25 protein-coding genes are annotated in these 25,647 nt (G+C 67.5%); 15 read left to right on the top strand and 10 right to left on the bottom strand.

The annotated features are described in order from the left end of the window. Positions 1-17: 17 nt before the first annotated feature. The 3 genes from folK to folP are packed head-to-tail and all read right to left on the bottom strand — an operon-like array spanning position 18 to position 1,707. On the bottom strand, positions 18-539 hold the full coding sequence (gene folK, locus HDA40_RS23940; protein WP_253759573.1) for a 2-amino-4-hydroxy-6-hydroxymethyldihydropteridine diphosphokinase: 522 nt from the start codon (positions 537-539) through the stop codon (positions 18-20). Then, on the bottom strand, positions 536-895 hold the full coding sequence (folB, locus tag HDA40_RS23935; protein ID WP_253759571.1) for a dihydroneopterin aldolase: 360 nt from the start codon (positions 893-895) through the stop codon (positions 536-538). Before folB ends, folK begins: the two co-directional genes overlap by 4 nt. Continuing rightward, entirely contained in the window at positions 892-1,707 is an 816-nt protein-coding gene (gene folP / locus HDA40_RS23930; protein WP_253763766.1) for a dihydropteroate synthase, read from the bottom strand. Before folP ends, folB begins: the two co-directional genes overlap by 4 nt. 315 nt (positions 1,708-2,022) lie before the next feature. Here folP and HDA40_RS23925 point away from each other — a divergent pair, with 315 nt between their 5' ends. The 7 genes from HDA40_RS23925 (at position 2,023) to HDA40_RS23895 (ending at position 9,873) form a co-directional block, all read left to right on the top strand. Further along, complete coding sequence (locus HDA40_RS23925) at positions 2,023-2,280, top strand: hypothetical protein (RefSeq protein WP_372503183.1); 258 nt, start codon at positions 2,023-2,025, stop codon at positions 2,278-2,280. Positions 2,281-2,289: 9 nt separating this feature from the next. After that, positions 2,290-2,652 carry a hypothetical protein gene (locus HDA40_RS23920; RefSeq protein ID WP_253759569.1) on the top strand — a complete coding sequence of 121 codons (363 nt, stop codon included), beginning with the start codon at positions 2,290-2,292 and terminating at the stop codon, positions 2,650-2,652. Positions 2,653-2,693: 41 nt separating this feature from the next. After that, positions 2,694-5,720, top strand: a complete 3,027-nt coding sequence (locus HDA40_RS23915) for an ATP-binding protein (RefSeq protein ID WP_443671306.1) — start codon at positions 2,694-2,696, stop codon at positions 5,718-5,720. A gap of 4 nt (positions 5,721-5,724) precedes the next feature. Next, positions 5,725-7,572, top strand: a complete 1,848-nt coding sequence (locus tag HDA40_RS23910) for an MFS transporter (RefSeq protein WP_253759567.1) — start codon at positions 5,725-5,727, stop codon at positions 7,570-7,572. Between the two features lie 2 nt (positions 7,573-7,574). Next, positions 7,575-8,117: a hypothetical protein gene (locus HDA40_RS23905; RefSeq protein ID WP_253759565.1), complete on the top strand. Its 543-nt coding sequence runs from the start codon at positions 7,575-7,577 to the stop codon at positions 8,115-8,117. Positions 8,118-8,206: 89 nt separating this feature from the next. Beyond that, positions 8,207-9,265 (top strand): M23 family metallopeptidase, encoded by a 1,059-nt coding sequence (locus tag HDA40_RS23900; RefSeq protein ID WP_253763762.1) that lies wholly within the window; start codon positions 8,207-8,209, stop codon positions 9,263-9,265. Positions 9,266-9,282: 17 nt separating this feature from the next. After that, the gene (locus HDA40_RS23895; protein ID WP_253759563.1) at positions 9,283-9,873 is read left to right on the top strand and encodes a hypothetical protein; all 591 of its coding nucleotides are present in this window, start codon (positions 9,283-9,285) and stop codon (positions 9,871-9,873) included. Here the strand turns inward: HDA40_RS23895 and HDA40_RS23890 are convergent. The 3 genes from HDA40_RS23890 to HDA40_RS23885 form a co-directional block, all read right to left on the bottom strand. Next, complete coding sequence (locus HDA40_RS23890) at positions 9,851-10,360, bottom strand: hypothetical protein (RefSeq protein WP_253759561.1); 510 nt, start codon at positions 10,358-10,360, stop codon at positions 9,851-9,853. The two genes, HDA40_RS23895 and HDA40_RS23890, sit on opposite strands and share 23 nt — an antisense overlap. A 135-nt stretch (positions 10,361-10,495) precedes the next feature. Then, positions 10,496-11,443, bottom strand: a complete 948-nt coding sequence (locus HDA40_RS42565) for a S8 family serine peptidase (RefSeq protein ID WP_372503181.1) — start codon at positions 11,441-11,443, stop codon at positions 10,496-10,498. A gap of 173 nt (positions 11,444-11,616) precedes the next feature. Beyond that, complete coding sequence (locus HDA40_RS23885; protein ID WP_253759559.1) at positions 11,617-13,191, bottom strand: hypothetical protein; 1,575 nt, start codon at positions 13,189-13,191, stop codon at positions 11,617-11,619. A gap of 139 nt (positions 13,192-13,330) precedes the next feature. Between HDA40_RS23885 and HDA40_RS23880 the strand changes: the two genes are divergently transcribed. From HDA40_RS23880 to HDA40_RS23865, 4 genes are all read left to right on the top strand, one after another. Further along, positions 13,331-13,855 carry a hypothetical protein gene (locus tag HDA40_RS23880; protein WP_253759557.1) on the top strand — a complete coding sequence of 175 codons (525 nt, stop codon included), beginning with the start codon at positions 13,331-13,333 and terminating at the stop codon, positions 13,853-13,855. Positions 13,856-13,916: 61 nt separating this feature from the next. Next, positions 13,917-15,458 carry a cation:proton antiporter gene (locus tag HDA40_RS23875; RefSeq protein ID WP_253759555.1) on the top strand — a complete coding sequence of 514 codons (1,542 nt, stop codon included), beginning with the start codon at positions 13,917-13,919 and terminating at the stop codon, positions 15,456-15,458. Positions 15,459-15,495: 37 nt separating this feature from the next. After that, positions 15,496-15,966 carry a SigE family RNA polymerase sigma factor gene (locus tag HDA40_RS23870; protein WP_253759553.1) on the top strand — a complete coding sequence of 157 codons (471 nt, stop codon included), beginning with the start codon at positions 15,496-15,498 and terminating at the stop codon, positions 15,964-15,966. Further along, positions 15,959-16,708, top strand: a complete 750-nt coding sequence (locus HDA40_RS23865) for a hypothetical protein (protein ID WP_253759551.1) — start codon at positions 15,959-15,961, stop codon at positions 16,706-16,708. Before HDA40_RS23870 ends, HDA40_RS23865 begins: the two co-directional genes overlap by 8 nt. Positions 16,709-16,850: 142 nt before the next feature. Here the strand turns inward: HDA40_RS23865 and HDA40_RS23860 are convergent, their stop codons facing one another. Continuing rightward, entirely contained in the window at positions 16,851-17,342 is a 492-nt protein-coding gene (locus tag HDA40_RS23860) for an SRPBCC family protein (RefSeq protein WP_253759549.1), read from the bottom strand. 180 nt (positions 17,343-17,522) lie between these two features. Between HDA40_RS23860 and HDA40_RS23855 the strand changes: the two genes are divergently transcribed. From HDA40_RS23855 to HDA40_RS23840, 4 genes are all read left to right on the top strand, one after another. Beyond that, positions 17,523-20,165 (top strand): FtsK/SpoIIIE domain-containing protein, encoded by a 2,643-nt coding sequence (locus HDA40_RS23855; protein WP_253759547.1) that lies wholly within the window; start codon positions 17,523-17,525, stop codon positions 20,163-20,165. A 32-nt stretch (positions 20,166-20,197) separates the two neighbouring features. Next, positions 20,198-20,893 carry a hypothetical protein gene (locus HDA40_RS23850; protein ID WP_253759545.1) on the top strand — a complete coding sequence of 232 codons (696 nt, stop codon included), beginning with the start codon at positions 20,198-20,200 and terminating at the stop codon, positions 20,891-20,893. Between the two features lie 4 nt (positions 20,894-20,897). Next, positions 20,898-21,158, top strand: coding sequence for a hypothetical protein (locus HDA40_RS23845; protein WP_253759543.1), 261 nt, complete (start codon positions 20,898-20,900; stop codon positions 21,156-21,158). A gap of 110 nt (positions 21,159-21,268) precedes the next feature. Next, entirely contained in the window at positions 21,269-22,135 is an 867-nt protein-coding gene (locus tag HDA40_RS23840; protein WP_253759541.1) for a type IV toxin-antitoxin system AbiEi family antitoxin, read from the top strand. A gap of 3 nt (positions 22,136-22,138) precedes the next feature. Here HDA40_RS23840 and folE read toward each other — a convergent pair whose 3' ends face one another. From folE to hpt, 3 genes are all read right to left on the bottom strand, one after another. After that, positions 22,139-22,816, bottom strand: coding sequence for a GTP cyclohydrolase I FolE (gene folE / locus HDA40_RS23835; protein ID WP_253759539.1), 678 nt, complete (start codon positions 22,814-22,816; stop codon positions 22,139-22,141). 14 nt (positions 22,817-22,830) lie between these two features. Beyond that, positions 22,831-24,852, bottom strand: coding sequence for an ATP-dependent zinc metalloprotease FtsH (gene ftsH / locus HDA40_RS23830; protein WP_253759537.1), 2,022 nt, complete (start codon positions 24,850-24,852; stop codon positions 22,831-22,833). A 159-nt stretch (positions 24,853-25,011) separates the two neighbouring features. After that, the gene (gene hpt, locus HDA40_RS23825; protein WP_253759536.1) at positions 25,012-25,584 is read right to left on the bottom strand and encodes a hypoxanthine phosphoribosyltransferase; all 573 of its coding nucleotides are present in this window, start codon (positions 25,582-25,584) and stop codon (positions 25,012-25,014) included. Positions 25,585-25,647 lie beyond the last annotated feature (63 nt).

The raw sequence follows: 25,647 nt of genomic DNA, 5'->3' as shown, positions 1-25,647 counted from the left end.
CGGTCCCCTTCCGTCCGCTACGACTCTAGCGAGATCTCGGGCCTCGCCGTCATCGCCAGCACGTCGGACGCCACCGGCTCGGCGCGGATCAGGTCATAGACCCACCCGTGACCGGGCAGGCTCGCGTACGGCTGGATCTCCAGCCACGGCCGCAGCACGAAGGCCCGCAGGTGGGCGCGTGGATGCGGAAGAATCAGCTCGGGTCGGTCGCTCAGGACCGGCTCACCCGCCGCGGTGGTCGCGGTGATCAAATCGACATCAAGGGTACGCGGGCCGAAGCGACGGCTCGGGTCACGTTCCCGATGGGCATCCCGCTCCAGCTGCTGCGCCACCGACAGCCATTCGTCGACGCCGCGACCGGCCTCCCCGACGAGCGCCACCGCGTTGAGGTACGCGGGCTGGTCGGCGTCGCCCCAGGGCGGCGTCTCGTAGACCCCGCTGACGAGCAGCAGACTGTCGCCCAGCGCGCGTACGGCCTGGCGCAGGTGTTCCTCCCGATCGCCCAGGTTGCTGCCCAGGCTGAGCACGACCGTGATCACCGCTCGGTACGCCGTCCGCTCAGGGTGACGCTGACATCGGCGAACGCGTGCGGGATCGGGGCCTGCGGCTTATGGACGGTGACGGTCGCGGCGGTGACCCGCTCGTCCACCAGGCAGGCGTCCAGCAGCCGGCTCGCCAGCGTCTCGATCAGGTTCACCGGCTCGCCGCCGACGATCGCCACGAGCGCGTCGGCGAGTTCGCCATAGTGGACGGTGTCGGCCACGTCGTCGCTGGCCGCCGCCTTGGTCAGGTCCAGCTCCAGGCGTACGTCGACGACGAACTCCTGGCCCTGTTCTCGTTCGAAGTCGAAGACGCCGTGACGGCCGAAGACTCGCAGCCCGGTCAGTTCGATCACGGGGCGCTCCAGGTCAGCCGGGGCTCCCCGGACGCCCGCCAGACCGCGAGCGCGTCGACGGTCGCGCGCACCTCATGGACGCGTACGCCCCACACGCCGGCGGCGACCGCGAGCACACTGGACGCCAGGGTGGCCGCCTCCCGCTCGTCGACCGGACGCGGCGTGCCGTCCGGCATCGCCAGCAGCGTGCCGAGGTAACTCTTGCGGCTGGCCCCGAACAGCACCGGGAACCCCAGTTCCAGCAGCGCCGGCAGGCCCCGGGTCAGCGCCCAGTTGTGCTCGGGGCGTTTGGCGAAGCCGAGCCCGGGATCGAGGATGATCTGCTCCGGGCGTACGCCGGCCGCAGTCGCCTCGTCGACGCGTTCGCGCAGCTCAGCGCATACCTCGGCGACCACATCGGAGTAGACGGCGAGGTCCTGCATCCGCTCGGAGTGGCCCCGCCAGTGCATGATCACGTAGGGGCAGCCCGCGTCGGCGATCACTTTCGCCATCGCGGGATCGGCGAGTCCACCTGAGACGTCGTTCACGACGCTCGCCCCGGCGGACAACGCCGCCGCCGCGACCGCTGCCCGCGTGGTGTCGATGCTCGTTGGCACATTTTGTGCCGAAAGCGCGCGGATCACGGGGACGACTCGACCGATTTCCGTCTCCGCGTCGATCCGCGCCGCCCCCGGTCGGGTCGACTCTCCCCCTACATCGATGATCAGCGCTCCGTCACGGACGAGGGACGAACCGTGTTCGACGGCGGCGTCGAAATTCTCGTAGCGACCGCCATCCGAAAAGGAATCGGGCGTCACGTTGAGGACACCCATGACCACGGGCGGTGACCATTTGCGGTCGATCGGCAGCACGACCTCACCCTACTCGGGCGCACGAACTGGCCACGGCGAGAGCCGGGCACACGCTTGTAAGCGACCGGAGAGCCCCGTACGCTTCCCTATTGAACCTCGCGGTGAGGTGCAAAAATGGACAAAATTGCGAGACACGCCGGTCCCCGCACACAGGGTCCGTGCTCAACCGGTCTACGGCTGAAAAGCTGAACCGACCGGCCAGTGACTCGCATCGGGGAGGGACGCACGATGATCGCCACAGGGCTCGCCCACGCGGCGATGCAACACGTCAGCTCCATGATGGAGCTGGCTCCGTCGCCGAGCCCCGGCGGCCAAGGCGTCAACACCGACAAGGTCCTCGGGTTCTTCGTCAAGAACATCGTGCCCATCCTGCTGGCGGCGCTCGGCGTGATCTTCATCGGCCGGGCCGGCAAGGGCGAGATGTCCAAAGTGATGACGAGCTCGGCGATCGCGATCGTCGGCCTGTTGTTCATCGCCGGCGCCGGCGCCTTCTTCTTCTTCGGCGAATACCTCGTCAACCTCATCTTCGGGTGACCCGGCACGATGAGGCTGCGCACCGACGATGACATCTACCGGGCCCGCCTGGTCTACCTCGGCCCGCCCGGCTACACCCTCCCGGTACAGCTGCCCTACGCGCAATACGGCCTGTTCATCCTGCTGGTCCCCCTCTACATGGGTCTGCACTTCCTGCTGACCCAGTCGATCGACGCCTTCCCGGCGTGGGAGATCGCCCTGGCCATGGTCTCGACGTCATATATCTTCCGCCATGTCGATCCGGATCGGCCGGCTCGCCTGGTCATCCGGACGGCACTCACCGACTGGCGCCGATCCCGCGAAGCCGCGCACGAGAACACCGAACCACGCGTGGTCGCTCGCCGTATCGTCGTCCGGAGGTCGATCACGTGACCACCGACGAGCTCGACGACACCGTCCTCTCCGGAGAGATCGTGGAAGAGCCTGCAAACGATCCCGGCCCGACCACCCCGGCGCCGCGGGCCGCAAGCGATGTCGAGTCGCCGTTCCTCAATCTCTTCGATCCCGACGCGCCGAACCCGTCGGCGGTCTCCGTCCTCCGGCGTTCGGAACTGCCGGCCGGACCGGGAGGCTCCCAGCGAGGATCGACCTCGGCTCCTCCCGCGCAGGCGAGCGCGCCTCCGGCTCAGGCCGGCGGCCCGCCGGCTCAGTCGAACGTGCCGGCGCGGGCCAACCCCCCGGGCCGTCCCCCGACTCAGGGCGCTGCGCTGGGCGTATCACCGAATGCTCTGGAGCGTGCGCGACCCGCGGATGGTGCGCGGCGAGAGGCACGGCCCGGCGGGTCCGCGCCGGAGGCCAGGAAGAAGCCTGGACCCACGCGAACCGTGACCCCCGAACGCAGATCTGAACCCGCGCCTTCGTCGCGGAAGCGCGCGGCCGCGCCGCAAGCGCCGCGGCCTAAGAGCGAGAAGGTGAAGAGCGCCGCCGTAGAGCTGGCGCTGACCGAGATCGCCGGACACCTGACGTTCACCGCGCACGCGGTCACCGCCTGGTACTGGGTGCCCGAGGTGCGCTGGGCGTTCCGCCCGGACCCGGAGCGCGAGGCACTGATCGACGCGATCGCCGAGCAGTACGCCGGCCTCGCGGGTTTCCGCCTCCACATCCGCCGCACCTCGCGGCCGTTCCCGGCGGCCGAATGGGCCCGCCAGATCGACCGCCTGACCCCGCGACCGCTGGCCGGAGTGGCCGGCGCGCCGTCGTGGGGCGACCACCTCGTGGCGGCGCAGAAGCACCTCGTGGGCTCCAACCACGCCGAGGGCCGGACCTATCTGGGCGTGACCTTCGCCCGGCGCAGCCTGGGCGACTCGTTCTCCGGGCGGCTGCTGCGCGCGTTCGGCAAGGGCAGCACGCTGTCCGAACGGTCCAAACTGGAGCGTGCCGTCGAGCAATTCGACGAGGTGCTGGGCGCGTTCGGCATGCGCGGCCGCCGGGCCACCGCCGAGGAACTGGAATGGCTGCTCTACCGGTCGGTCGCGCTCTGCATGGACCCGCCGACCCACATCGGCGCCGTCGGCCACGGCCAGTGGGACACCGGTGACCTGCTCGCCCTCACCGAGGAGATCGAGCGCTACCGCGCGCCCTACGGATCCAGCGTCAAGCTCGTCAACCGGCTCACCGGCGAAGCGAAGCACGTCGCCGTGCTGACCGTCGGCCGCATGGAACCGCTGGACATCCCCGAGCGGCACGAACCATGGCTGCACTTCCACGAGCGGCTGCCGTACCCGATGGAGATCTCCAGCCGGATCGACATCCTCGGCCAATCCGACAGCTTCCGGAACCTCGAACAGCGGCTGCGCATGATCCGCTCGCAGCAGCTCGACTACCTCGAGCACGGCATGGACGCCCCGCCCGAGCTGGAACGGCTCGCCAAGCGGGCCCTGGTCATCGGCGACGAGATGACGACCGGGCTGCCGGTCGACTCGGCCCGTGCCCACGGTTGGCACCGCCTCGCCGTGGCCGGCTCCTCCCGTGAGGAATGCCTGGAACGCGTACGCCGAGTCACCCAGCTCTACAGCCGCGAGATGCGCATCGCCCTGCAGCACCCCAAACAGCAGGAGCAACTCATCCGCGAGTTCATCCCGGGTGAGCCGATCGCCAACTCCGGATACCTGCGGCGGATGCCGGTCAAGCTGCTCGCGGCAGCGCTGCCGCAGGCGGCGTCCACCGTCGGCGATCATCGCGGCGACCTCATCGGGCGTACGGCGGGCACCTCGCGCCGGCCGGTCTTCCTCGACCTGCACTTCCCCATGGAGGTACGCGAACGCTCCGGCCTCGGCGTGTTCGTCGCGGAACCCGGCGGTGGCAAGTCCACCCTGCTCGGCGCGCTCGGCTACCTGGCCGCCCGCCGCGGCGTACGCGTGACGCTGCTCGACCCGAGCGGTCCGCTCGCCCGCCTCACCGCGATGCCGGAACTGCGCCCATACTCCCGCGTCATCAACCTGACCGGATCGGAACAAGGCACCCTCGCCCCGTACGCGCTGATCCCGACACCCTCCCGGGACGAGTTCCCGGCCGGATCCGACGGCGACCGCGAATTCGACATCGCCGTTTCGAACGCCCGAGCCGAGCGCCGCATGCTCGTCCAGGACATCGCCTCGATGCTCGTCCCGCCGCAGGTCGCCCGGGAAGCCTCGACCGCCACGCTGCTGCGGCACGCCGTGCGGACGATCCCCGCCGAGGAGACCTCCACCCTCGACGACGTCGTCGAATGCCTCCGCGGGCTCGACGGAGGCGAAGGCCGGGAACTGGCGAACCTGCTCCTCGACACCGCGGAGATGCCGCTCGCGCTGCTGTTCTTCGGCGCACCCCCAGCCGGCCTACTCGGCTCCGACGCGGCCCTCACCGTCATCACGATGGCCGGCCTCCGCCTGCCCGACCTCAAGATCGAACGCGAATACTGGTCAGCCGAAGAAGCGCTGGCACTCCCGATGCTCCACACCGCACACCGACTAGCCGTACGCCGCTGCTACTCCGGCGACATGCACCAGCGCAAACTCGTCGGCCTGGACGAGGCGCACTTCATGGAAGGCTGGCGGTCCGGCCGCTCCTTCCTGGTACGCCTCGCCCGCGACTCCCGCAAATGGAACCTCGCCGCCCTGGTCGCCTCCCAGAACCCCAAAGACATCCTCGGGCTGGACGTCCAGAACCTCGTCTCCACCGTCTTCGTCGGCCGCATCGCCGAGGACACCGAGATCGCCTCCGAGGCGCTGCGGCTGCTGCGCGTACCCACCGACGTCGGCTACGAGGCAGTCCTCGCCGGACTCTCCGCAGCCGACGGGGCATCCTCGGCGCGCCTCGGCTACCGCGAATTCGTTGTCCGAGACGTGGATGGACGAGTGCAGAAGATACGTGTGGACGTCTCCTATGTGGAGGGGCTGCTCAGTGCACTCGACACCACACCGCTCGGCGACCCAGCTGCCGCACCTGCCCAGGCGGGGTGACCCGATGCGGCGACTCGTCTACGGGGTGCTCGCCACCCTGGTTCTCGGGATCGGCACGCTCTTCGGTACGCCCGCGGTCGGCGCGGAACCCCTAGTGATCGCAGCCCCAGGGGAGCCCGCATGCTCCCTGGAGGAGTGGCAGAAGTACCCGCTGCAGACTTGCGTCGACCGGCTCCAAGATGTCGCGGCGTCAAGGGCGCAGTGTCTCCAGGCACCGACGCCGGAGGCGCCGGACAACGGAATGGCCGGCTGGTTCCTCAGCAAACCCACCTGGAACGACGATGCGAGCATCGGCCTAGGCTTATACAGCTCGTATGGCTACGCGGGATACGACTACACGACCTACGACATCGGATGCGCTCAGACATTGATGCATCCGGACTACAAGTTCGAGAATACCGTCGCCAACGGCGAGTTCATGTTGGCCAGTGGCATCGTCGGTGCATCGAACGCACTCCGCGAGCGTGCTTGGGATCCCGGCCAGATGTGGGGCTGGGCCGACCCACTGGTCAAGAACGCTACACAGGCCATCTACTCGAAGGTCTTCTCCGTCTTCGGCATCATCACCCTGGGCGTGGTGGGTCTGTACCTGATCTGGCGCTCGAGAAACGCCAACATGTCGGGGGCGATGACCACTGCGGGCTGGGCCATCTTCGTCATGGTGGCCGTCACGGCGATCGCGGCGTGGCCAGTGCATTCGGCCAACCTTGCTGATTCAGCGCTTACGAGCACTCTCGGCGTGGTTCATGACGCTGTCGGGCCTTCGTCCACCACCCATGTGCCTGAACGTTGCAAGGGAAAGGTCAACGAGACTCCAGATTGCACAGACAATCGGCCGCCAGCTGTCAGGTCCAGCGATACGGCGACGGAGACGTTGCTCTATCGGAACTGGGTGCGCGGAGCGCTCGGGTCCGCAGACAGTGAAACCGCGCTGAAGTATGGACCCGCGCTCTACGACTCGAAGTCGCTGACTTGGGGAGACGTAGCCGCGCTTCAAACAGAGTCCGACCCTGTGAAACGCGCCCAGGACCGTGACGAACTCATTCGTTCAAAGCAACAGAACTGGATGAAGGTTGCGGAACAGATCCGCACCGAGGACCCCGACGCCTACGAGTATCTCCGCGGCACCAAGGGCATGGAGCGCATCGGAGCCGGCTTCGTAGCGATCCTCTCCGCGATCTCCTTCGCGATCTTCGACATCGTGGCCTCCATCCTGGTGCTCCTGGGCTTCCTGATCTTCCGCTGGGCCGTCATCGCCGCCCCAGCACTGGGCACGGTCGGCCTTCTGCGACCGGCCAGCGCCGGTCTCCGCCGCCTCGCCGGTTCCGTCCTGGCCGCGGTCTTCAACATCGCGATCTTCGGCACGGGTGCCGCCGTTTATCTGTCCGCAGTGGATCTGATCATGAGCACGCCCAGCCTTCCCGGCTGGCTGCAAGTGGTACTGATGCTGCTCTGCGGCATCGTGGCGTGGATCCTGCTGCGCCCCTATCGGCGCGTGACGCAGCTCGGCGGCAGCACGCCGTCGAACGGCTGGGCCCGTGCGCTCGTCCGGCCGGCTGCCGCGACGGCAGCGGCCACGGCCGCAGGTGGTGCCGCGGCGGGCGCGGCCGTCGCAATCGCGGGACGACCCGAGACGCGACCGGACTCGCCCAGCGAGACACGTCCGGCGGTCACCGAGACCATTCAGCGCGAGCTCGTCCGCAGCGAGGCGTTGCCCGAGCAGCGCCGCTGGTCGGACCCGAATCTTCCCGAGGCCGCTCCGGCACAGGCGCTCTACCGACCTGATGCCGCCCGCGACTCCGTGTCGGAGCCGAGCTCCGCCAGACCGGTGGTGAGAGCAGAGGCGAGGTAGTCATGCGCGCGGTGCTCACCGGTATCCTCCGTTCTCGGGTAGGCGTCGCCCTGGCTCTCGCCGTGATCGTGGTCATCCTGGTCGGTGCTGCCCGTCTGTTCGGCGACTCGTCGTCTAACACCGGCTGGTCGCCCGATTCCTCCGGCCAAAGCGGAGCCGAGATAGCCACGACAAAGAGCTACGGACCAGACGACGGCGTGGTCTCCGCGATGCCGACCGTGAGCCCGAGCGTCGCCAAGGGAGCCGCCCCGCCGAATCAGGTGGCGTTGACATTCGCGGCGAGTTGGCTTGAGCGGACAAGGTCGGCCGACAAGTGGCTGGATGCGCTTCGCCCGCACTGCACCCAACAGCTGATCGACCAGCTCAAGGACGTTGAGCCCAGTAGCGTTCCGGCCAGCAAGGTAACTGGCGAGGTGACGCTGGTGATCTACTCGGAGTCGGCCGCCCAGGCCAGCATTCCGCTCGACAGCGGACGATTGGTGCTCCGTCTGGTCGGACCGTCCGGGCATTGGTTCGTCGACGGCGTGGACTGGGAGCGCACGTGAGCGCCGACGGACCGGACGCTGCAGTCCTCGACGACCCGGAGCACGAGGAGCTTCGCGGACGTCGCCGCCGTCCACGCCCAGCTCTCTGGATCGCCCTGGTCGCCACCCTGGTCCTACTCTGCTGCGGCGGGGGGCTCGGCGCGTTCACCTTGGACCAGCTCGGTGGCACGAGTGTCGGCGACAATGCCTTCACCTGCGGGCAGAAGGGGGTCATCGACCCCAACAAGGAGATGCCGCGGATCGGCCCATACGGCCAGGACCAGGTCCGTAACGCGGCGATCATCATCAGCGTCGGCCACGAGATGAAGATCCCGCCGCGCGGCTGGATCATCGCAGTCGCGACGGCAATGCAGGAAAGCAGTCTGACCAACCACGGTTACCTGGGCGAACGCAACGACCATGATTCGCTCGGCCTCTTCCAGCAGCGTCCGAGCCAGGGCTGGGGCACCCCCGAGCAGATCATGGATCCCCGGTACGCGTCGCGGAAGTTCTACCAGAAACTCGTGAAGGTGGCGGACTGGGCGACGATCCCGCTGACGGTCGCAGCTCAAGCCGTTCAGCGGTCGGCGTACCCGGATGCCTATGCGAAGCACGAGCCGCTCGCGACGACGATCGTCAACACGCTGGCCGACGGTGCGGGCCTCGCAGCCGCTGCCGCTGCGGACCTGAAGTGCGCCGGACCTGGGGAGATCGCAGCCTCGGGCTGGACGGTACCGGTGAAGGCAGGCATCGTCTCGGGGTTCCGCACCGCTGACCGCCCCACCCACAATGGTGTCGACCTCGGCGCCTCGCGCTACACGCGTATTAGGGCGGCGTCCGCCGGCGTCGTCATCGTGAGCAAATGCGATGTCGGCAACTGCGACCGCGACGGTTCGCCGAGCACACCTGGATGTGGCTGGTTCGTCGACATCCTGCACGCGGACCAGGTCATCACGCGGTACTGCCACATGGTTCAGCGACCGTTCGTCTCAGTCGGCGACCGCGTCTCGGCTGGCCAGGTCATCGGCCTTGTCGGTACGTCCGGGCACTCGTCAGGCCCGCATCTGCATTTCGAAACGCACCTGAACGGCGACCGGTCATTCGCAGGCGGGGTCAGTCCGGTGCCGTTCATGGCCGCCCGTGGCGCGCCCCTCGGAGAAGCACCCTAACCTGCGGAGTTACACCCATGACCGAAGCGGACTTCGCCAGCTGGGCCAACGAGCTCTACCGTTGGCCCTCACCCATCGTGCCGGTTCCGGCCATGAAATACGTCGGCGAGCTACGTGGGAAGCGCGTCATCGTGGGCCTGCCAGGCCACGGCTGGCGCGCTGATCTCCGCGCAGATTCACTGGTACGCCAAGAGTCGCGCAGCCTCGTGCCCGTGATGCCGGAGGCCGACTGGTATCGCGCCGAGCAGGACCGCATCGAAGTATTCGCCCCACTGATCCCGGCCGAACGAGTGTGGGTGGAAACCATCGGCGACGACGGACCAGATAGCAACAAGCAAGGCCCGGTGAGTCTCGACGAACCACCAGTACGCCGCGCCATCCGCGCCGAGGAAGTCCCATACCTCACCGGCCGACGCCTCGTCGCGATGCCCGAACGATCCGACGACTTCACCGCGGAGCGGGGGCTTCGCGCGGTGACAGAGCCCTACGCTGGCAAGACCCAGGCCCAGGTACGGGTCGCAGCCGAGGGTGACTGGTACCGGTGGGCGGCTACGGGACTAGTTCCGCCCACTCGTGCGGTCTATCTCAACCTGCTGTGGGTGGAGTAGCCGACGGCGAGGCGCTCGGGCTTGGGCTGGGATCCGGGAGCTGCTCAGCGCCACAGACGCGCCACCCATCCTCGTCCACCATTCGGAACAGCCAATGTTGAGTTCGTCGGTCGGTTTGAAGACCAGAACCTTGGTTCAGCTGGAGCTCGACATCAACACGGCGGCCCCCGTCCAGTTCGGTGGACCGCGTCAGAACAACTCTGGTGGTGACGTCTCCCGCTGTCTCCTCACGCACCAGCTGCTCCCTAAGCGAAATGATGGATTCGAGCGCAGACCCATCACTGCAGGTAAACAACGCGACACGTTGATCATCGCGACGCACTAGAAATGCATCGATATAGTTCCGAACTACGATCTTCGGCACCGATCGGTCGATCTTTGTCGCCTCGTGATACGCACGAAGGGTCAGCACGCCGAGGATCAATGCGCCCACCACCAACACCCCACCCGCCACCAAAATCCCGCGCTTCAGACGTCCCGTCGCCATGGCCGAAGAATATCGAATGTCCTCGCCGACAACGCGTGGTGTTCAGCCGACAGCGAACGACAGCGCGGGCGCTATCCCATGCGCCCGTTAACACCTGCCCGAAGCAGTCCAAACAAATATATAGATTCGAAGCAATTAATTCTTGCTTGAGCGCGTCGCGGCGACTGCCAGGGCGCTACCAACCGCCAGAAGCACTAGGCACAAGATGCTCCCGAGGACGATCAGCCACGGTTTCGTGTCCTGGCTTGATTCGTACACTCGAGCATCTGGCGAGCTTGTCGGCAGGAATGACGGGCTCGACGCTGGAGCAGAGGGCGGCAGATCGGCCGTAAGCGCGCGAACAACGTCAATTACTCCATAACCGTACACATCATCTTTGCCTGCCGCGCCCCTGTCTATCGCGGTGGCGTACAGGCGCTCCATCACCTGAGTTGCCGTCAACGTTGGGAACTTAGATCGGATTAGCGCGGCCGCACCAGCAATTAGTGCCGTGGCTTCTGATGTCCCCGAGCCTACGACGTATCGGCCCCCGGGATACGCACTAGATATGCCATTGCTCGGAGCGCACAGTGTCAGCTCTGGGCCAATAATCGATATTGTCGAATGGGCACCCATGCGATCCACGCCGCATGCGCTGATCACACCACGATATGCTGCAGGATAGGTAACGGCAGCATCTTCACCAGCATTACCAGCTGCGGCTACGATAACTATGTCGTTGGCGATTGCGAGCTCTACCGCCTGTCTCAGCCGCAGATCATCATCTCCGCCCGAGGATATCGAGATCACTTTTACATGCTGACCAACGGCCCACCGAATGCCCTCAGCGAGACGTGCGGTTCCAAGCGCGGACGAAGTTACGCTGGCATTGACTGGAATAACCGTTGCTGCAGGTGCAACGCCTTGTACCCTGCCGAACCCCACGACAAGCCCAGCCATCTGTGTGCCGTGCCCGTTCCGGTCAATCCACCCATTCCCCGTACTCGACTGTCCACCCGCGCTGAAGTCCGCACCTTTCGCAACCCGCCCCTTTACCGCGGGATGCGTAGCATCGACTCCGGTATCAATGATGGCAACCGACACGCCTTCACCCTTCGACACCCTGTGCGCAGCATCAAGATCCAAAAAAGCACGATACCATTGGCCATCCTGAATGTTATCGGCCTTCGCAGATGCGCCCTTCGATAGCACCGGTAGGGACGCTGCAATCACGACCAAGGTTAGCGACGTGGCTCGACATAGCCTACTACCGATCCTCACAGGTTCAGCCCTTCGGTCCACGGCAGCATGGTTCGGTTGTACCAGTCCTCGAACTCCTGCCGCATCCTTTGTTCGTCATCAGGTTCTTTCTCTTCCTCAAAGAACGGGCCGGCTTCGCCAATAACCGGGGGAACGCCCTCCGCGACTTCCCACTGCTCGGTCGCCATCTTCTGCCGGCCAGATCCTTCGGAAGCTGCTGCGCCTCCGCCATATCCGCCAACCGGAACGCTCATCATGCCGGATGATCCAGCCGTCCCGGCAACAGATGCTCGGTTGCGGAACCCTACGGCAGGTGATGCCGCAACTACCCCACCCACTGGCAAGTTCTGTCGAAATGTGCTGGTGGCCGGGCCCGGCAGGACCCAGGCACCACCGTATGGAGCCTCGGACATTACTCCCGGTGGAACAGGAAGCGTTGATGGCGGCGTCGATGGCGAAATGCCAACAGGTGGCACACCTCCCGACAACACAGGCCCATCACCCGGCGGCACACCAGGAATCGGGGGCACCGGTCGTTGAAGTGATTGGCGGCTGCCCCCTACATCTTCAGAATCAGGCGATGGTTCGGGTCCAGACCTTCTAGGATCGAAAGTCTCCTCGGGTGGCTCATCAAGCTCGCCCTTAACCTGCCTTGTAGTCTCGGGGAAGTAGATCTGCGTACGGAGATCACCAACCGTCGCATCCAACTCCTTCATGACCTCCCGGCCGCGTACGTTCAGCTCCTGGGCGGCGTGGTCGAAGGCCTCGGGCATGAAGTCCGTCGTGACTGTCTGCCATCGCTCGTGCAACGGAAGCATCTTCTCTCGCGCCTTGGCGATCGCGGCAACGATTCCGTCCAGTGCTTTCGCCGTGGTCTGAGCGCAGATGGCGTCCTGCCAGACGGCTCGTGCGTGCTCGTCGATGCGGGCCTGTGCTTCTGCCGCAGTGGGAGATCCGTCGACCGGCCAGACTTCGGCAAGTTTGGGACGCAACTCGAGGAAGCGACGGTAGTGGTTCTCCAGGGCCTGGCCAAGGAGGCGCAACGCCCCTACTTGGTTCCAGGATTCCTTGATGTCATCTCGGAACAGAATGTCCTTCATACGCTGGACGTCGTACGCCGTGCCCCAAGCGACGTCGACCGAGGCGAACTCTGGAGCCCGTGGGAGCGGTGGCTGTGGAAGCGTCGTCGCCACTCCCGTTCCTACGATGCCCGTGTTGGATGACGTCGACTCGTCGGAGAACTCGGCCGATCGCGTCATCGCCGAGGTGGCGAGGACCGCGGCTACCTTGTCGACAGAGCGGTAGTTCGTCAGCACCTTCTCAACCGACGCCATCAGACCCCGGGCGTTGGCGAGATGGGATTTCAAGTTGTCGACGTACCTGGTGCTCGCCAGGGTGAACGCGACGTTGCTGGCTTTCACGTGTCCTTGGACGTCGAGCGCCGCGAATCCGGTTCCGAACCGAGCGCCGCAGCCGACGCCGAGCGCCGCGCGTTCTCCGTCGGGCACCAGACCGACGTCCACATCGGAGCTTAGTTTGGTGAACAGGTCCGTCACCGCTTGCAGGTCGATCGCTATTCCGCGCACTGTCATCGATATCCCCCATCACCGCAAGGGGGCAGCGTAAACCGCGCAAGACATCGATGAAAGGGCCTGTGGATAACTCCGAGTACTCAGCTGGTCACACAGGCCGCCCTGGACAGATCGGGCACCCGCCAGGATAGTGGCGCGCATGACGGAGCCCATGGCGCAGCAGCCGGTCACGCAGCCCGCCGACGTACGCATTCCGATCTCGGACGCGCTGGTCATGCTGGGTGGCGTACTGATTCTGGGTTTCTCGTTCGCTCCGTTCGTGAGCTATGAGCCGGCGACTCGCAACAGCACGGGTGTGGATTACTTGGCTTGGGAGTGGACGGGCTTTCTCGCCCCGCTGACCTGGTTCGTCGTCGTCGGCGGACTGCTGCTGCTCGCGCTAGGGCTGAGTCGGGCGCTCAATGGTGATCGGAGTCTGGTCACCTTCCGGACGAGTCAGCTGCAGCTGGTGGTGGCGGCGTACGCGGCAAGTGTCCTGATCGGATACGCGCTGACCGAGAAGGGTTCGGAGACGACGACGTCGGCTGAATTCCTGGGTGCCCGGATTCAGGTCGGCGCCACGACCGCGGGCGAGTTCGGGTGGGGCGGCGTACTGATGTTGATCGGGGCATTGATCGCGGTGATCGGCGCGGTGATGAACCTCCTGGCGAGAAGCCAGAGGTAGCGCCGGCGACACGCCGTCGGCCAGCCGCCTGGTGGCGTATCGGGGGGCGAGGATGATCGGCGTGGATCGTATCGAGCTGCTCATCCTCGCGGTCGGCGCGCTGGTCGTGGCGTTGCCGCTCGCGTCGCGGCTCGGCCTGCCTTATCCCGTGCTGCTGACCATGGTCGGGATAGCGGCGGCGCTCATTCCGAACGTGCCGGAGATCGAGCTCAATCCCGACTTCGTGCTCCCCTTCCTGTTGCCCCCGTTGTTGTGGGCCGCCTCTACGCGTACAAGCTGGGCACATATTCGCGCGAACCTGCGGCCGATCTTGATGCTGGCGGTGGCGCTGGTCGCGGTGAGCGCGTTCGCGGTGGCCGCGGTGCTGTCGAGCCTGTTGCCGCAGGTCCCGTGGGCGATCGCGTTCGCGTTGGGCGCGGCTTGCGCGCCGCCGGACCCGGTGGCCGCGACCAGTGTGGCCGGGAAGCTCGGCCTGCCGCACCGGATGGTGGCGGTGATCGAGGGCGAGGGCCTGGGCAACGACGCGACCGCACTGACGCTGTTCAATACGGCGCTGGCCGCGGCGGCGGTGGGCGGGAGTATCTCGTTCGGCAGCGCGGGGCGCGAGTTTCTCGCGGCCTCGGTGCTCGGCATCGGAGTCGGGCTGCTGTTGGCGCTGGTCGCGGGCAAGATCTTGGACTGGCTGACCGATCCGGTGCTCGCCGGCGCATTCACCGTTGTGCTGCCGTTCGCCGCGTACGCCGCAGGCGAGGAGATCGGCGGTTCCGGAGTTCTCGCGGTGCTCGCCATCGGCCTGGTTCTGGGCGGAGCGTTCTACCACATTCAGGACGCGGAGTCCCGACTGGTGGGATCGGCGTTCTGGGCCACCCTTGATCTATTGCTCACGTCGATCGCGTTCATCCTGATCGGACTGGAGATGCGGCCGATCATCGAGGACGCGGGGTCCGACATCTGGCGGCAGATCATGATCGGGCTCGCGGTCGCCGCCGTGCTGATCGGCGTACGCATGGTGTGGCTGGTCGCATCAGGCCTGTTCGCGCACCGTTTCCTGCGCAGCACTGTGCCCGGCAACTGGCGCGAGGCGATCGTCCTCGGCTGGGCCGGCATGCGCGGCGTGGTCACGATCGCCGCCGCGCTGTCGCTGCCAGCGGCGACACCCGAGCGGGGCACGCTGATCCTGATCGCGTTCGTCGTCGTCATGGTCACCTTGATCTTGCCCGGCATCACGCTCCCATGGCTGGTCAGGCACATCGGCGTCGCGACGGCCGACCCGGAGCGGGCGACGCGGGAGATCGCCGTCCGGGTCGTCGGCGCCATGAACGAGCGGATCACCGAACTACACGCCGATGGCGACCTCGACGACGAACATGCTGAACAGTGGCGGCAACGCGTACGGCGAATCGTGGCCCAGGTCAGTCCAAACCCTGAGACGGAAAGTCTCATCGAGGAACGTGCGCGCTTCCGTCACATGCGCGCCGTGAACCTCGAACTCCACGCCGCCGCCCAGGCCGAGGCCCTGCGCCTGCGGGGCGACGAGGGCATCGACCCGGCCGCGGTCGACCGCATTCTGCGCATCATCGACCGGCAGATCGCCAACGCCTGACATGCAACCCCGCGTCCGGTAGGCGCGTATGTGATGCATGACCTGGAAGGCCGATTACTCCGAATACTTCGCGGCGCGGGCCGCCCCGCTGCGCCGGCTCGGCTATGGCCTCAGCGGCGACTGGCATCTCGCGGAGGACCTCGTCCAGCACACCTTTCTACAGCTCTATCGGCATTGGCGACGACTCGATCCGACCACACTCGACGCCTACTCGCGACGGACGCTGGTCAATGCGTACCTGTCGCATAGGCGCAAGAAGCACGAAACCGCGGTGGCCGACGTGCCGGAACGCGCCGCAGAGCCCGCGCCTGACCTGGGCCTGGACATCCGCGCCGCGCTCGACGCGCTGCCGCCCCGGCAGCGCGCGCTCGTGGTGCTGCGGCACCTTGAGGACATTTCGGTCGCTGAGGCCGCGGACCTGCTCGGCATCGCGGAAGGCACGGTCAAGAGCCAGACCGCACATGGCCTGGCCAAACTTCGGTCACACTTCGGAGACTCTCATGGATGATCTTCTGGTACGCGAAAAGCTGCGCACGTATGTCGTCGAGGACGAACCACCGATGACGTTGACCTCGGCCGACCTGCTGAAGCAGGGCTCGCGGCGACGCATGTTCCGCTTCGGTGCATTCTCCGCAGTCGCCCTCGTCGCAGCGACCTTCGTCTGGTTCTCGCTGCCCTCGAACGAGCCTCAGACTGTGCTCTCCGGCGAAGCTCCATGCCTAGCCCGAGTACCGCTCGTGACCGGGGCGACACCCGACATCACTGTCGACCCGCTCGCGGCCAGCTCGCCCTTGTCGGCAGTGGACTCGACCACCGCGACCCGAGTGTCCTGTTACCTGGTGGACGCGGTCGCAGCGCTCACCCCGGACGCGCGATACCTACCCGCGACCTGGCGCGCAGTCGCGCCCTTCCAGACCGTCTCCGCGTCAGATCATCTGCTGGCGAGCGCGCGTACGCCCGGCGGCAGCTTCAGCGTCATGATCACCCGGTCGACCGTCGCTCCCCCATCCGGTGACGCCACCGTCACGTTGCCCGACGGTCGGCAGGTGGCCGTCGACTCCTACCCCGACCTGCTCGGACCGGGTTCCCGCTGGCTGGAGGTGACTCTGTGGACGGGGCACACCCTGATCACCGCCGGCGCCGACAACTACCGAACCGTGCGGCCGCCGACGTTCGGCGATGAGCCGATCCTGACGCAGGCGCAGCTCATCCAGCTCGTCACCGCGCCTGCGCTCGCCCTCTACGGCTGACAACTCACCGCCGTCGCCGTCGCCGTCGCCGTGACCGTCGCCCCCGCCGTCGCCTCGCCTCGCCTCGCCTCGCCTCGTTGATCATGGAGTTAACTGTTGCCTCGGCGGTGTGTCGAGGGTGCGAACCCCATGATCAACGGGGCTACGGACGATCAAGGCCGTCGCGGACAGCGGCTAGGACGACCGGGTCTGCGCAGCCCTTCTTGAACCCCGCGATCCGCCGGTCGATATCCCGTTGGAGCAGCCGCCGCCCGATCCACTCGGCGATCGGGCGTACCAGGCGCGGTCGGCAGCGGAAGTTGTACCGCCAGGTCGCGATGCTGTGCCCAGGTACCTCAGCTGGACTGAATCGCCAGCCGCCGCCCATCATCTCGAAGAACCACGGCCCCTCGACCATCTTCATGCCGACGTTGCTGGGCGGGTTGTACGAGACATACTCGCTGATCATCGTGAAGCCGTGCCGCGACCGAGTGAACGTTCGGACCCCCTTGGCCGGCTTCGTCGCGCCGTGGAGGAAGTGCTGTTCGCGTACGAACGGATCCCAGCGGTAGCGGATCTCGCCCGTGGTCTGCGAGACCGCGTACGCGACCTCGGGCGGGACGGGGACGATGAGGGAGGCTTCGACGACCGGCACGCCCTATCTTTACCCGAGGGCCGGTGCCTCGGTGACGGCCGTCGTCCTCTTCACGGCGCAATGCCGGATCCGTCGGCGTGGCTCCTGGAGTGAGATCGTGCTGAGGCGCGCGGCGTGACACGCCGATGTCCGCCTCGTGCGCTACCGTCTTGGCCGGAAGCAGATGGGAGGCGGTCCGGCGTGGCGGAGACGAGCGCACCTCTCGATCAGGCGGCCGGTTTGCACCGGCACGCGGCGGCGGTGGTGACCGCGGCCGCTGCGACGCTGGATACCTATCTGCCGTTGCCGCGTACGGATATCGCTGAGCAGCACGAGTTGGCTGAGCGTTTGCGCGCCGCCGCTCAGGCGCTCGCCCCGGCCTGGTTGGGGCAGCCGTTGGACGCGGTTCCGGCCAGTACGCCGTTGGGCGGTCAGCGTCGCCCGGAGTATGTGCGGGTGGGCACGGCGCAGCCGTTGGACGATGCCCGGTTCCCGTTGGTCGTGCCGTTGTTGGGCGTGGGGCACCTGGCCTTCTCGGCCGACGCCCGCGACGCTCGGGTGACGGGCGCGCTCCGGAGCATCGTGGTGCGGTTGCTGGCCACCGCGCCGTCCGGGACGTTGATCGTGCGGGCGGTGGACGGGCACGGGCATGTGTTCGCGCCGTTCGCGGCGCTGTCCGAGACCGGGTTGCTGCCTGAGCCGGCGACGGATCGGGAGGGTCTGCGGGCGGTGCTCGCGGAGGCGGAGCATTGGGTACGCCCCAGCCGGCCGGATCAGGAACGGAAGGCGAAGCCGAGGCGCCGCGACCGGAGCATGCTGCTGGTGATCGCCGGGTTGCCGTCGTTGGCGGACGCGTCGGATCTGGCTCGGATCGTCGACCTCGCCAAGCGGGGTCCGGCCCATGGGCTGCACATGGTGGTGGCCGGGTGGCCGCCGGCGCCGTTGACGCCGGAGACGACGCAGGATCGGCTGCCGCTGGCGACCGAGATCTCGGTACGCAATCCGCACGTGCTGGTCGGAAATCCGCCGGGGGCGTCGTGGAGCCGAGGCCGCGACCCGTTCAACGTGCCGGTGTACTTGGATCCGGATCCGCCGTTGGAGCTGATCGACCGGGTGTGCCATGAGTTGGGCTCACAGTTCGCCCAGCAGGGTTCGGTGCACCTGCTGGATCTGCTGCCCGACCCGGATCACGGCTGGTGGGCGGATTCGTCGGCGGCCGGGTTGAGCGTGACCGTCGGCATCTCCGGGGACACGCCGATCAGTCTGCATTTCGCCGATCTGACGCCGCACTGGCTGGTGGGCGGCCGGTCGGGTGGCGGGAAGACCGCCTTCCTCATCGACGTCCTCTATGGATTGTGTACGCGGTACGACCCGGAGGAGCTGGCGCTCTACCTGCTGGACTTCAAGGAGGGCGTGTCGTTCTCCGAGTTCATCCCGACGCCTCGGGACGCGAGTTGGCTGCCGCACGCGCGGGCGGTCGGGGTGGAGAGCGATCGCACCTACGGGTTGGCGGTCCTGCGCGAGCTGGACGCGGAGATGACGCGGCGGGCCGAGATGTTCAAGGCCAACGGCGTCTCGCGGTACGTCGATCTGCGGAACCTGGGCGAGACGTTGCCTCGGATCGTGTGCGTGATCGACGAGTTCCAGGTGTTGCTCGCCGGGACGGACCGGATCGCCACCGAGGCGGTGGCGTTGCTGGAGTCGGTCGCCCGGAAGGGGCGGTCGTTCGGCATACATCTGATTCTGGCGAGCCAGACCGTGCGGGGCATCGAGGCGCTCTACGCCAAGCGTGACTCCATCTTCGGCCAGTTCCCCGTACGCGTGGCGCTGCCGGGCGGCGCGGACGTCCTGGAGCCGACGAACGAGTCGGCCGCGACGTTGCAGCTGGGCGCGGCGATCGTGAACACCGCGGGCGGCTTGGGCGGGCCACGGGGTTCCCGGCGGGCGCACGAGAAACTGGTGCGGTTCCCTGATCCGCATGCCGATCAGCAGATCCTGACCGCGTTGCGGCAGCGGCTGTGGCAGGCCCGCGACGAGCACGACGAGCCGCCGGTGGTGTTCTCGGGGTACGCCGCGCAGCACCTCGACAACGATCCGTTGTATCAGGCGCTGAAGGAGACCCAGACGGAGACGGCCAAGGCGGCCCTGTTGGGGCGGCAGGTCGACGTGAACATGACGACGGTCGCGTTCCCCTTCGACGCGACGCCGGGGCGGCATCTGGCCGTCCTCGGTCCGTCCGCCGAGGGCGCGGACGTCCTGGTCGCGGCGGTCCGTTCACTGGCCGCGCAGCACCGGCCGGGCTCGGTCCGGTTCGTCCTGGCGCCGATGGTCCCGCAGACCGTGGCCGCCGTCGAGGCGCTGCACACTGAGCTGCGGAGCCAAGGGCACGAGGTCATCACCACCGAGAAGGCCGACATCCCGGAATCCGTGGCACGCGTCAACGCGTACCTGGTGGTCTGGGGAATGGAGACGGCCGGGAGCGAGGCGCGGACGCTGATCCGCGAGGACCCGAGCCGCGGCCTGCACCTGCTGGGCTGGTGGCGGCAGCTGCGCCGGTTCTCGGAGGACGTCGGGTTCTCCGCGGGCCGCGAGGATGTGGCCGGGCTGGTGTTTCTGAACGTGCCGGGGCCTGAGGTGGCGCTGATGCTGGGCGAGTCGCTCCAGTGGGAGCCGCGGCCGGGCCGCGCGTTGTTCCACGACCGGCACACCGGCCTGACGGCCGTGATGGTGCCCTTCACGACGCCCGAGGCCAGAGCAGCGGTCGAGACGCGCACCCCGCCGGGCCAGCGCACGACGGCGAGCGACCAAGGCGTGGACCCGCGGACGACGGCGGCCGGCCAATGAGCGACCACGACGCAGCCATGAGCGGTGCGGCCATGAGTGACGCGACCATGGACGAGGACGACGCGACCATGGAGGACGGCGGCTCGGCGATGAGCGACAGCAGCCGGCAGATGACCGGTGCCTGGCAGGAGTACCTGGCGGCGGCGGAACGCTTGGACGCCGTACGCCGTGAGGCGTCCACGTCGGTGGCGACGGAGCAGGCGGCGTTGCGCGCGGCTCGGGAGGAGCTGCCGCCGATTCGCGCGCGGCTGGCGTTGCAGCAGCAGCGGATGGCCGAAATGGCGACGGCGAGCGGCCGCCCGATGCCGCCGTTGGCGCCGACGCCGGCGGAGACGACGAGCGCGGAGCGGGCCGTCTCGGGCGGCCCGGCGGTGGTGCTGGCGGCGCTGCGGCAGGCGATGTCGACGGTGGACGTGGCCGACGGCGCGCTGGCGCAGGCCCCGACCCGGCCACCGTCGGCCACGACACGCAATCTCGCCGTCTACGGCGGTCTCGCGGCGGCGGCGTTGCTGGCTCAGATCGTGTTCGTGCTGCTCGTGGACGAGCGGACTCGTCCGTTCTACGCGGGCTGCACCGGGTTCCTCCTGGCGTTCGGGGCGTTCGGCATCGGCTGGATCGCCACCGGCGTGATCAGCCGGACGCGTACGGCCGCGATGGGGCTCGCCGTCGTCGCGCTGCCGCAGGTCCTCTCGACCGCGGTGTTCGCCCTTCTCTGGTTGACGAGGTGAGTCGGTGAGCAGCGTCGAGGACGTCAAACTGCGGGTGGCGGCGACGGTGTCGCAGACCGGTGACGCGCTGATCCGCCTGCGAGCGGTCGGGCAGACCTTCGACGAAGCGCTCACGATGCTGCGGCTCACCGCCGCCGGGACAGTGTCCCCCACGCTCATCGACGCGATCAGCAAGCTCGAACAGGCTCGGGAGCGGCTCAACGAAGCACACACGCTGGCCACGGGGGCCATCGGCGACGCTGACGCGTGGCGCGCTACCGCATAGCAGATCCACAAAGGTGCCGCAACGTCGTCCACACCCCTGCGCCGGGCAGGCGCGGCCCGTTGTCCACAGGCATTGAGGCGGCGGTAGGCCGGACGCGAATGTTCTCTGTCATGGAGGAACTGCTTGACCGCCCGACCGAACTCAGCTTCACGGTGTTCCGGGGCAGCGCCGCCGTCGCCGAGGGGCTGCTGACCACCGACCAACTGCGTACCAACGATTGGCGGCGGGTCCGCCGCGACATCTACGTCGACTCGCGCGTACTGCTCGACCATGGGGTCGACTGCCACGCCGCCGCGCTCGTGCTGCCGGGCCGGGCCTGCTTCTCGCACACGTCGGCGGCCTGGCTGCACGGCGTCGACCTCGCCGCCGACTATGGGGACCCGGTGCACGTCACCGTCCCGCCGCCGGCCAAACCGGGCGGCTGGTCCGCGATCAAGGTCCATCAGACCACCATCGACCCCGGCGACGTCGACGTGCTCGACGGGCTCATGCTCACGTCGCCACGGCGTACCGCGTGGGACCTGGCCGCGTCACTCCCGCTGGAACAGGCCATCCCCACCCTCGACGGACTGCTCGCGCGGGCGCTGGTCACTCCCGACGAGCTGCACGCGTACGCCGAGAGCCGTGCCGGAGTCCGCGGCTACCGGAAGGCAGAGCACGCCTTCGAACTGGCGGACGGGCGTTCCCGTGACGCCGACGCGTCCCGGCTCCGGCTGGCGATCCTGCAACAGGGCCTGCCCCGGCCGATCCCGCACTACACAGTGGAAGGTCCCCGGGGCGTGCTGCTTCAGCCTGAACTGGGCTGGCCGCGTTTCCGGGTGGCGCTGGTGTTCTCGCGTCCCGGGGACGGCGGCGAAGGCTACGAGGAGGCGGACTGGCGGGTCCTGCGCGTCCACCGATACCGCGTCGACCGCGAACAGGCGGCCGTCCTCCGGGAGCTGCGAGCGGTGCTGCTGGCTCGCGGCTGGTGCCCCTGACGGCTACCGGCTGTTGATGAGGGTCAGCGCCTCGGTGCGGGTCTTGGAGTCCGAGCGGAGGATGCCCCGCACCGCGCTCGTCACCGTACGCGCGCCGGCCTTCCGGATGCCGCGCATCTCCATGCACATGTGCTCGCAGTCGAGCACCACGATCACGCCACGCGCGCCCAGCTGGCTCTCCAGCAGGTCGGCGATCTGCGAGGTGAGGCGCTCCTGAACCTGCGGGCGGCGGGCGTACACCTCGACCAGCCGGGCCAGTTTGGACAGACCGGTGATCCGGCCGTCCTCGTTCGGGATGTAGCCGATGTGGGCCACGCCCCGGAAAGGCAGCAGATGATGTTCGCAGAGGCTGAAGACTTCGATGTCGCGGACGAGCACCATCTCCTCGTGATCGGCCTCGAACGTGGTCCGCAGCACCCGCCGCGGGTCCACCCGGAGGCCGGCGAAGAGTTCGGCGTAGGCCCGGGCCACCCGCTCGGGCGTCTTGACCAGACCGTCCCGGTCCGGGTCCTCGCCGACGGCGATCAGGATCTCGCGTACGGCGCGTTCGATGCGTTCGAGGTCGACCGCCTTCTCGACGGGGCCGCCGTTGATCGACCCGTCGACGAGACGGGCGGCGAGCAGGTCGAGTTCGGAAGCGGCGGTGACCCCGGAGCCCGCGTCAGCGGGGTCCGGGGTCACCGAGGTGCTGCTGTTCAGTTCGACCCCTCGATCAGGGTCGCGCCGTCGGCCACCGACTGCGGAGCGCCGGTCGCGGGCGCCGAGCCGGCCGAGGCCGAACCGGCGGCCGCACGCTCCGCCGCGGTCTGCACCGGCGGCAGGTCGGACGGCGTACGCTTCCCGAACCCGTTGAACGGAGCCATCGGCGGACGCTTGGTGACCCGCGCGCAGATCCGGTTCATGTCGGCCGTCGAGAGGGTCTCCTTCTCGATCAGCTCCAGCACGATGTTGTCGAGCACGTCCCGGTACTCGACGAGAACCGCGTAGGCCTCGTCGTGAGCCAGCTCGATCAGCGCCCGCACTTCGGAGTCGATCTCGGCCGCGACCGAGTCGGAGTAGTCCTTCTCGTGGCCGTAGCTACGACCCAGGAAGGGCTCGTCACCGCTGGTCCCGTACTTGACCGCGCCGAGCTTGGAACTCATGCCGTACTGAGTGACCATGGCTCGGGCGATCGCCGACGCCTTCTCGATGTCGTTGCCGGCGCCGGTGGTGGGCTCGTGGAAGACGAGTTCCTCGGCGGCCCGGCCGCCCAGCGCGTACGCCAGGGTGTCGATCATCTCGGCCCGCGTCTGCGTGTACTTGTCCTCGGTCGGCAGGACCAGCGTGTGCCCGAGCGACCGCCCGCGCGACAGGATGGTGACCTTGTGGACCGGGGCCGAGTGCGGCATCGCGTGCGCCACCAGGGCGTGCCCGCCCTCGTGGTAGGCCGTGATCTTCTTCTCGTGGTCCGACATGACCCGAGTACGCCGCTGCGGACCGGCGACGACGCGGTCGATCGACTCCTCGAGGAAGTCGTTGGTGATCGCACGCTTGTCGTTGCGGGCGGTCAGCAGCGCCGACTCGTTGATCACGTTCGCGAGGTCGGCGCCCGTGAAGCCCGGCGTACGCCGAGCCACCGCGTCGAGGTCGACGTCCGGCGTGAACGGCTTGCCCTTGGCGTGCACGCGGAGGATCGCCTTGCGGCCCTCCATGTCCGGCGTGTCGACGGCGATCTGCCGGTCGAACCGACCCGGGCGCAGCAGCGCCGGGTCGAGGATGTCCGGCCGGTTGGTGGCGGCGATCAGGATGACGCCGCCCTTCGCGTCGAAGCCGTCCATCTCGACGAGCAGCTGGTTCAGCGTCTGTTCGCGCTCGTCGTGGCCACCGCCGAGGCCGGCGCCACGGTGCCGGCCGACGGCGTCGATCTCGTCGACGAAGACGATCGCCGGAGCGTTCGACTTCGCCTGCTCGAAGAGATCGCGTACGCGGGACGCACCGACACCGACGAACATCTCGACGAAGTCCGAGCCGGAGATCGAGTAGAACGGGACGCCCGCTTCCCCGGCGACTGCCCGGGCGAGCAGCGTCTTACCGGTTCCGGGCGGACCGAAGAGCAGTACGCCCTTCGGGATCTTCGCGCCCAGCGCCTGGTATTTCGACGGGTTCTGCAGGAAGTCCTTGATCTCGTGCAGTTCCTCGACCGCTTCCTCGGCCCCGGCCACGTCGGCGAAGGTGGTCTTCGGCATGTCCTTGCTGACCAGTTTGGCCTTGGACTTGCCGAAGTTGAGCACCCGGGAGCCGCCGCCCTGCATCTGCGACATCATGATGAAGAAGAACAGGACGATGAGCAGCAGCGGCGCGAAGGAGAAGATCAGCGAGGTGATCCAGGAGTCCTGGGTGACCTCGGTGTTGTAGCTACCGCCGTCGGCGAGGTTCGCGTTGCGCACCTGGTCGAAGATGTAGTCGGCGCTCTGCGCGGGATACTCGGCCTGGATCTTGTCGGTCTCGACGCTGCCGAACTTGGCCTTGTTGGCCAGTTCGAGCTGGATCGTCTGCTCCTTGTCCTGAATCAGGACCTTCTTGACATTGTCCGGCTTGTTGAGCTCTGCGAGCGCGACCGAGGTATCGACGTCGCGGTAGGTCCCCGAGCTGCTGTAGGTCGCGAAGAACACCGCGATCGCGGCCGCGACTAGCACGAACCAGAACCACGGGCGCTTATAAAAGGGGAGTCGCTCCATACCGTTGTTGTCGGGTGCGGCGCACCCGAAACCTCCCGATCGATACGTAGGCCGTCAGGTCACTTGACGGTACACCGTAGATGTCACACTTGCCGCAACAGCGCGCCCCTGTGAACACCCTGAGAGACGGCGGGCCTACGCCTCGTAGACCCGTAACCGCTATCTCTGGTATACCTCTGGCTTTAGAACTCCGACATATGGCATGTCACGGTACCGCTCCGCATAGTCCAGGCCGTATCCGACCACGAACTCGCTCGGAATGTCGAACCCGACATACTTCACCGGGACCGGCACCTTGATCGCGTCGGGCTTGCGGAGCAGAGCCACGACGTCCACGCTCGCGGCGGACCGCGATTCGAGGTACTTGAGCAGCCAACTCAGGGTCAGCCCGGAGTCGACGATGTCCTCGACCACGATCACGCGCTTGCCGGCGATGTCTCGGTCGAGGTCCTTGAGAATGCGGACCACCCCGCTGGAGGTCATCCCCTGGCCGTACGAGGAGACCGCCATGAACTCGAGTTCGGCTGGCGGGCCGTAGCGGCTCAGCGCGCGGGCGAAGTCGGCCATGAACATGACCGCGCCCTTGAGCACACAGACCAGCAGTACGCTGTCCGCCTGCGCGTAGTCCGCAGCGACCTGTTTGGCCAGCTCATCGGTCTTGGCGCGGATGTCGTCCTCGGAGACGATCACGCGGTCGATGTCGTTGTCATACCACCCGGGCAGATCAGCCATGCCTTACAGACTATCGAGCCCGGATGGCCGCCAAGCAGTGACGCTGGACCCTTTCCCGGCTGG

Source organism: Hamadaea flava, from assembly GCF_024172085.1.
In the GTDB taxonomy this organism is placed as follows: domain Bacteria; phylum Actinomycetota; class Actinomycetes; order Mycobacteriales; family Micromonosporaceae; genus Hamadaea; species Hamadaea flava.
The sequence above is the reverse complement of the archived record's forward strand: the minus strand, read 5'-3'. Positions and strand labels throughout refer to the sequence as shown.

Bases quoted from the DNA above. Each gene is read 5' to 3' on its own strand.
- folP (WP_253763766.1), bottom strand. From the start codon at position 1,707: ATGGGTGTCCTCAACGTGACGCCCGATTCCTTTTCGGATGGCGGTCGC.
- HDA40_RS23865 (WP_253759551.1), top strand. From the start codon at position 15,959: ATGGATGATCTTCTGGTACGCGAAAAGCTGCGCACGTATGTCGTCGAG.
- HDA40_RS23925 (WP_372503183.1), top strand. From the start codon at position 2,023: ATGATGGAGCTGGCTCCGTCGCCGAGCCCCGGCGGCCAAGGCGTCAAC.
- HDA40_RS23840 (WP_253759541.1), top strand. From the start codon at position 21,269: ATGGAGGAACTGCTTGACCGCCCGACCGAACTCAGCTTCACGGTGTTC.
- HDA40_RS23890 (WP_253759561.1), bottom strand. From the start codon at position 10,360: ATGGCGACGGGACGTCTGAAGCGCGGGATTTTGGTGGCGGGTGGGGTG.
- HDA40_RS23885 (WP_253759559.1), bottom strand. From the start codon at position 13,191: ATGACAGTGCGCGGAATAGCGATCGACCTGCAAGCGGTGACGGACCTG.
- HDA40_RS23880 (WP_253759557.1), top strand. From the start codon at position 13,331: ATGACGGAGCCCATGGCGCAGCAGCCGGTCACGCAGCCCGCCGACGTA.
- HDA40_RS23895 (WP_253759563.1), top strand. From the start codon at position 9,283: ATGACCGAAGCGGACTTCGCCAGCTGGGCCAACGAGCTCTACCGTTGG.
- HDA40_RS23850 (WP_253759545.1), top strand. From the start codon at position 20,198: ATGAGTGACGCGACCATGGACGAGGACGACGCGACCATGGAGGACGGC.
- HDA40_RS23920 (WP_253759569.1), top strand. From the start codon at position 2,290: ATGAGGCTGCGCACCGACGATGACATCTACCGGGCCCGCCTGGTCTAC.
- HDA40_RS23870 (WP_253759553.1), top strand. From the start codon at position 15,496: ATGACCTGGAAGGCCGATTACTCCGAATACTTCGCGGCGCGGGCCGCC.
- HDA40_RS23910 (WP_253759567.1), top strand. From the start codon at position 5,725: ATGCGGCGACTCGTCTACGGGGTGCTCGCCACCCTGGTTCTCGGGATC.
- ftsH (WP_253759537.1), bottom strand. From the start codon at position 24,852: ATGGAGCGACTCCCCTTTTATAAGCGCCCGTGGTTCTGGTTCGTGCTA.
- hpt (WP_253759536.1), bottom strand. From the start codon at position 25,584: ATGGCTGATCTGCCCGGGTGGTATGACAACGACATCGACCGCGTGATC.
- HDA40_RS23905 (WP_253759565.1), top strand. From the start codon at position 7,575: ATGCGCGCGGTGCTCACCGGTATCCTCCGTTCTCGGGTAGGCGTCGCC.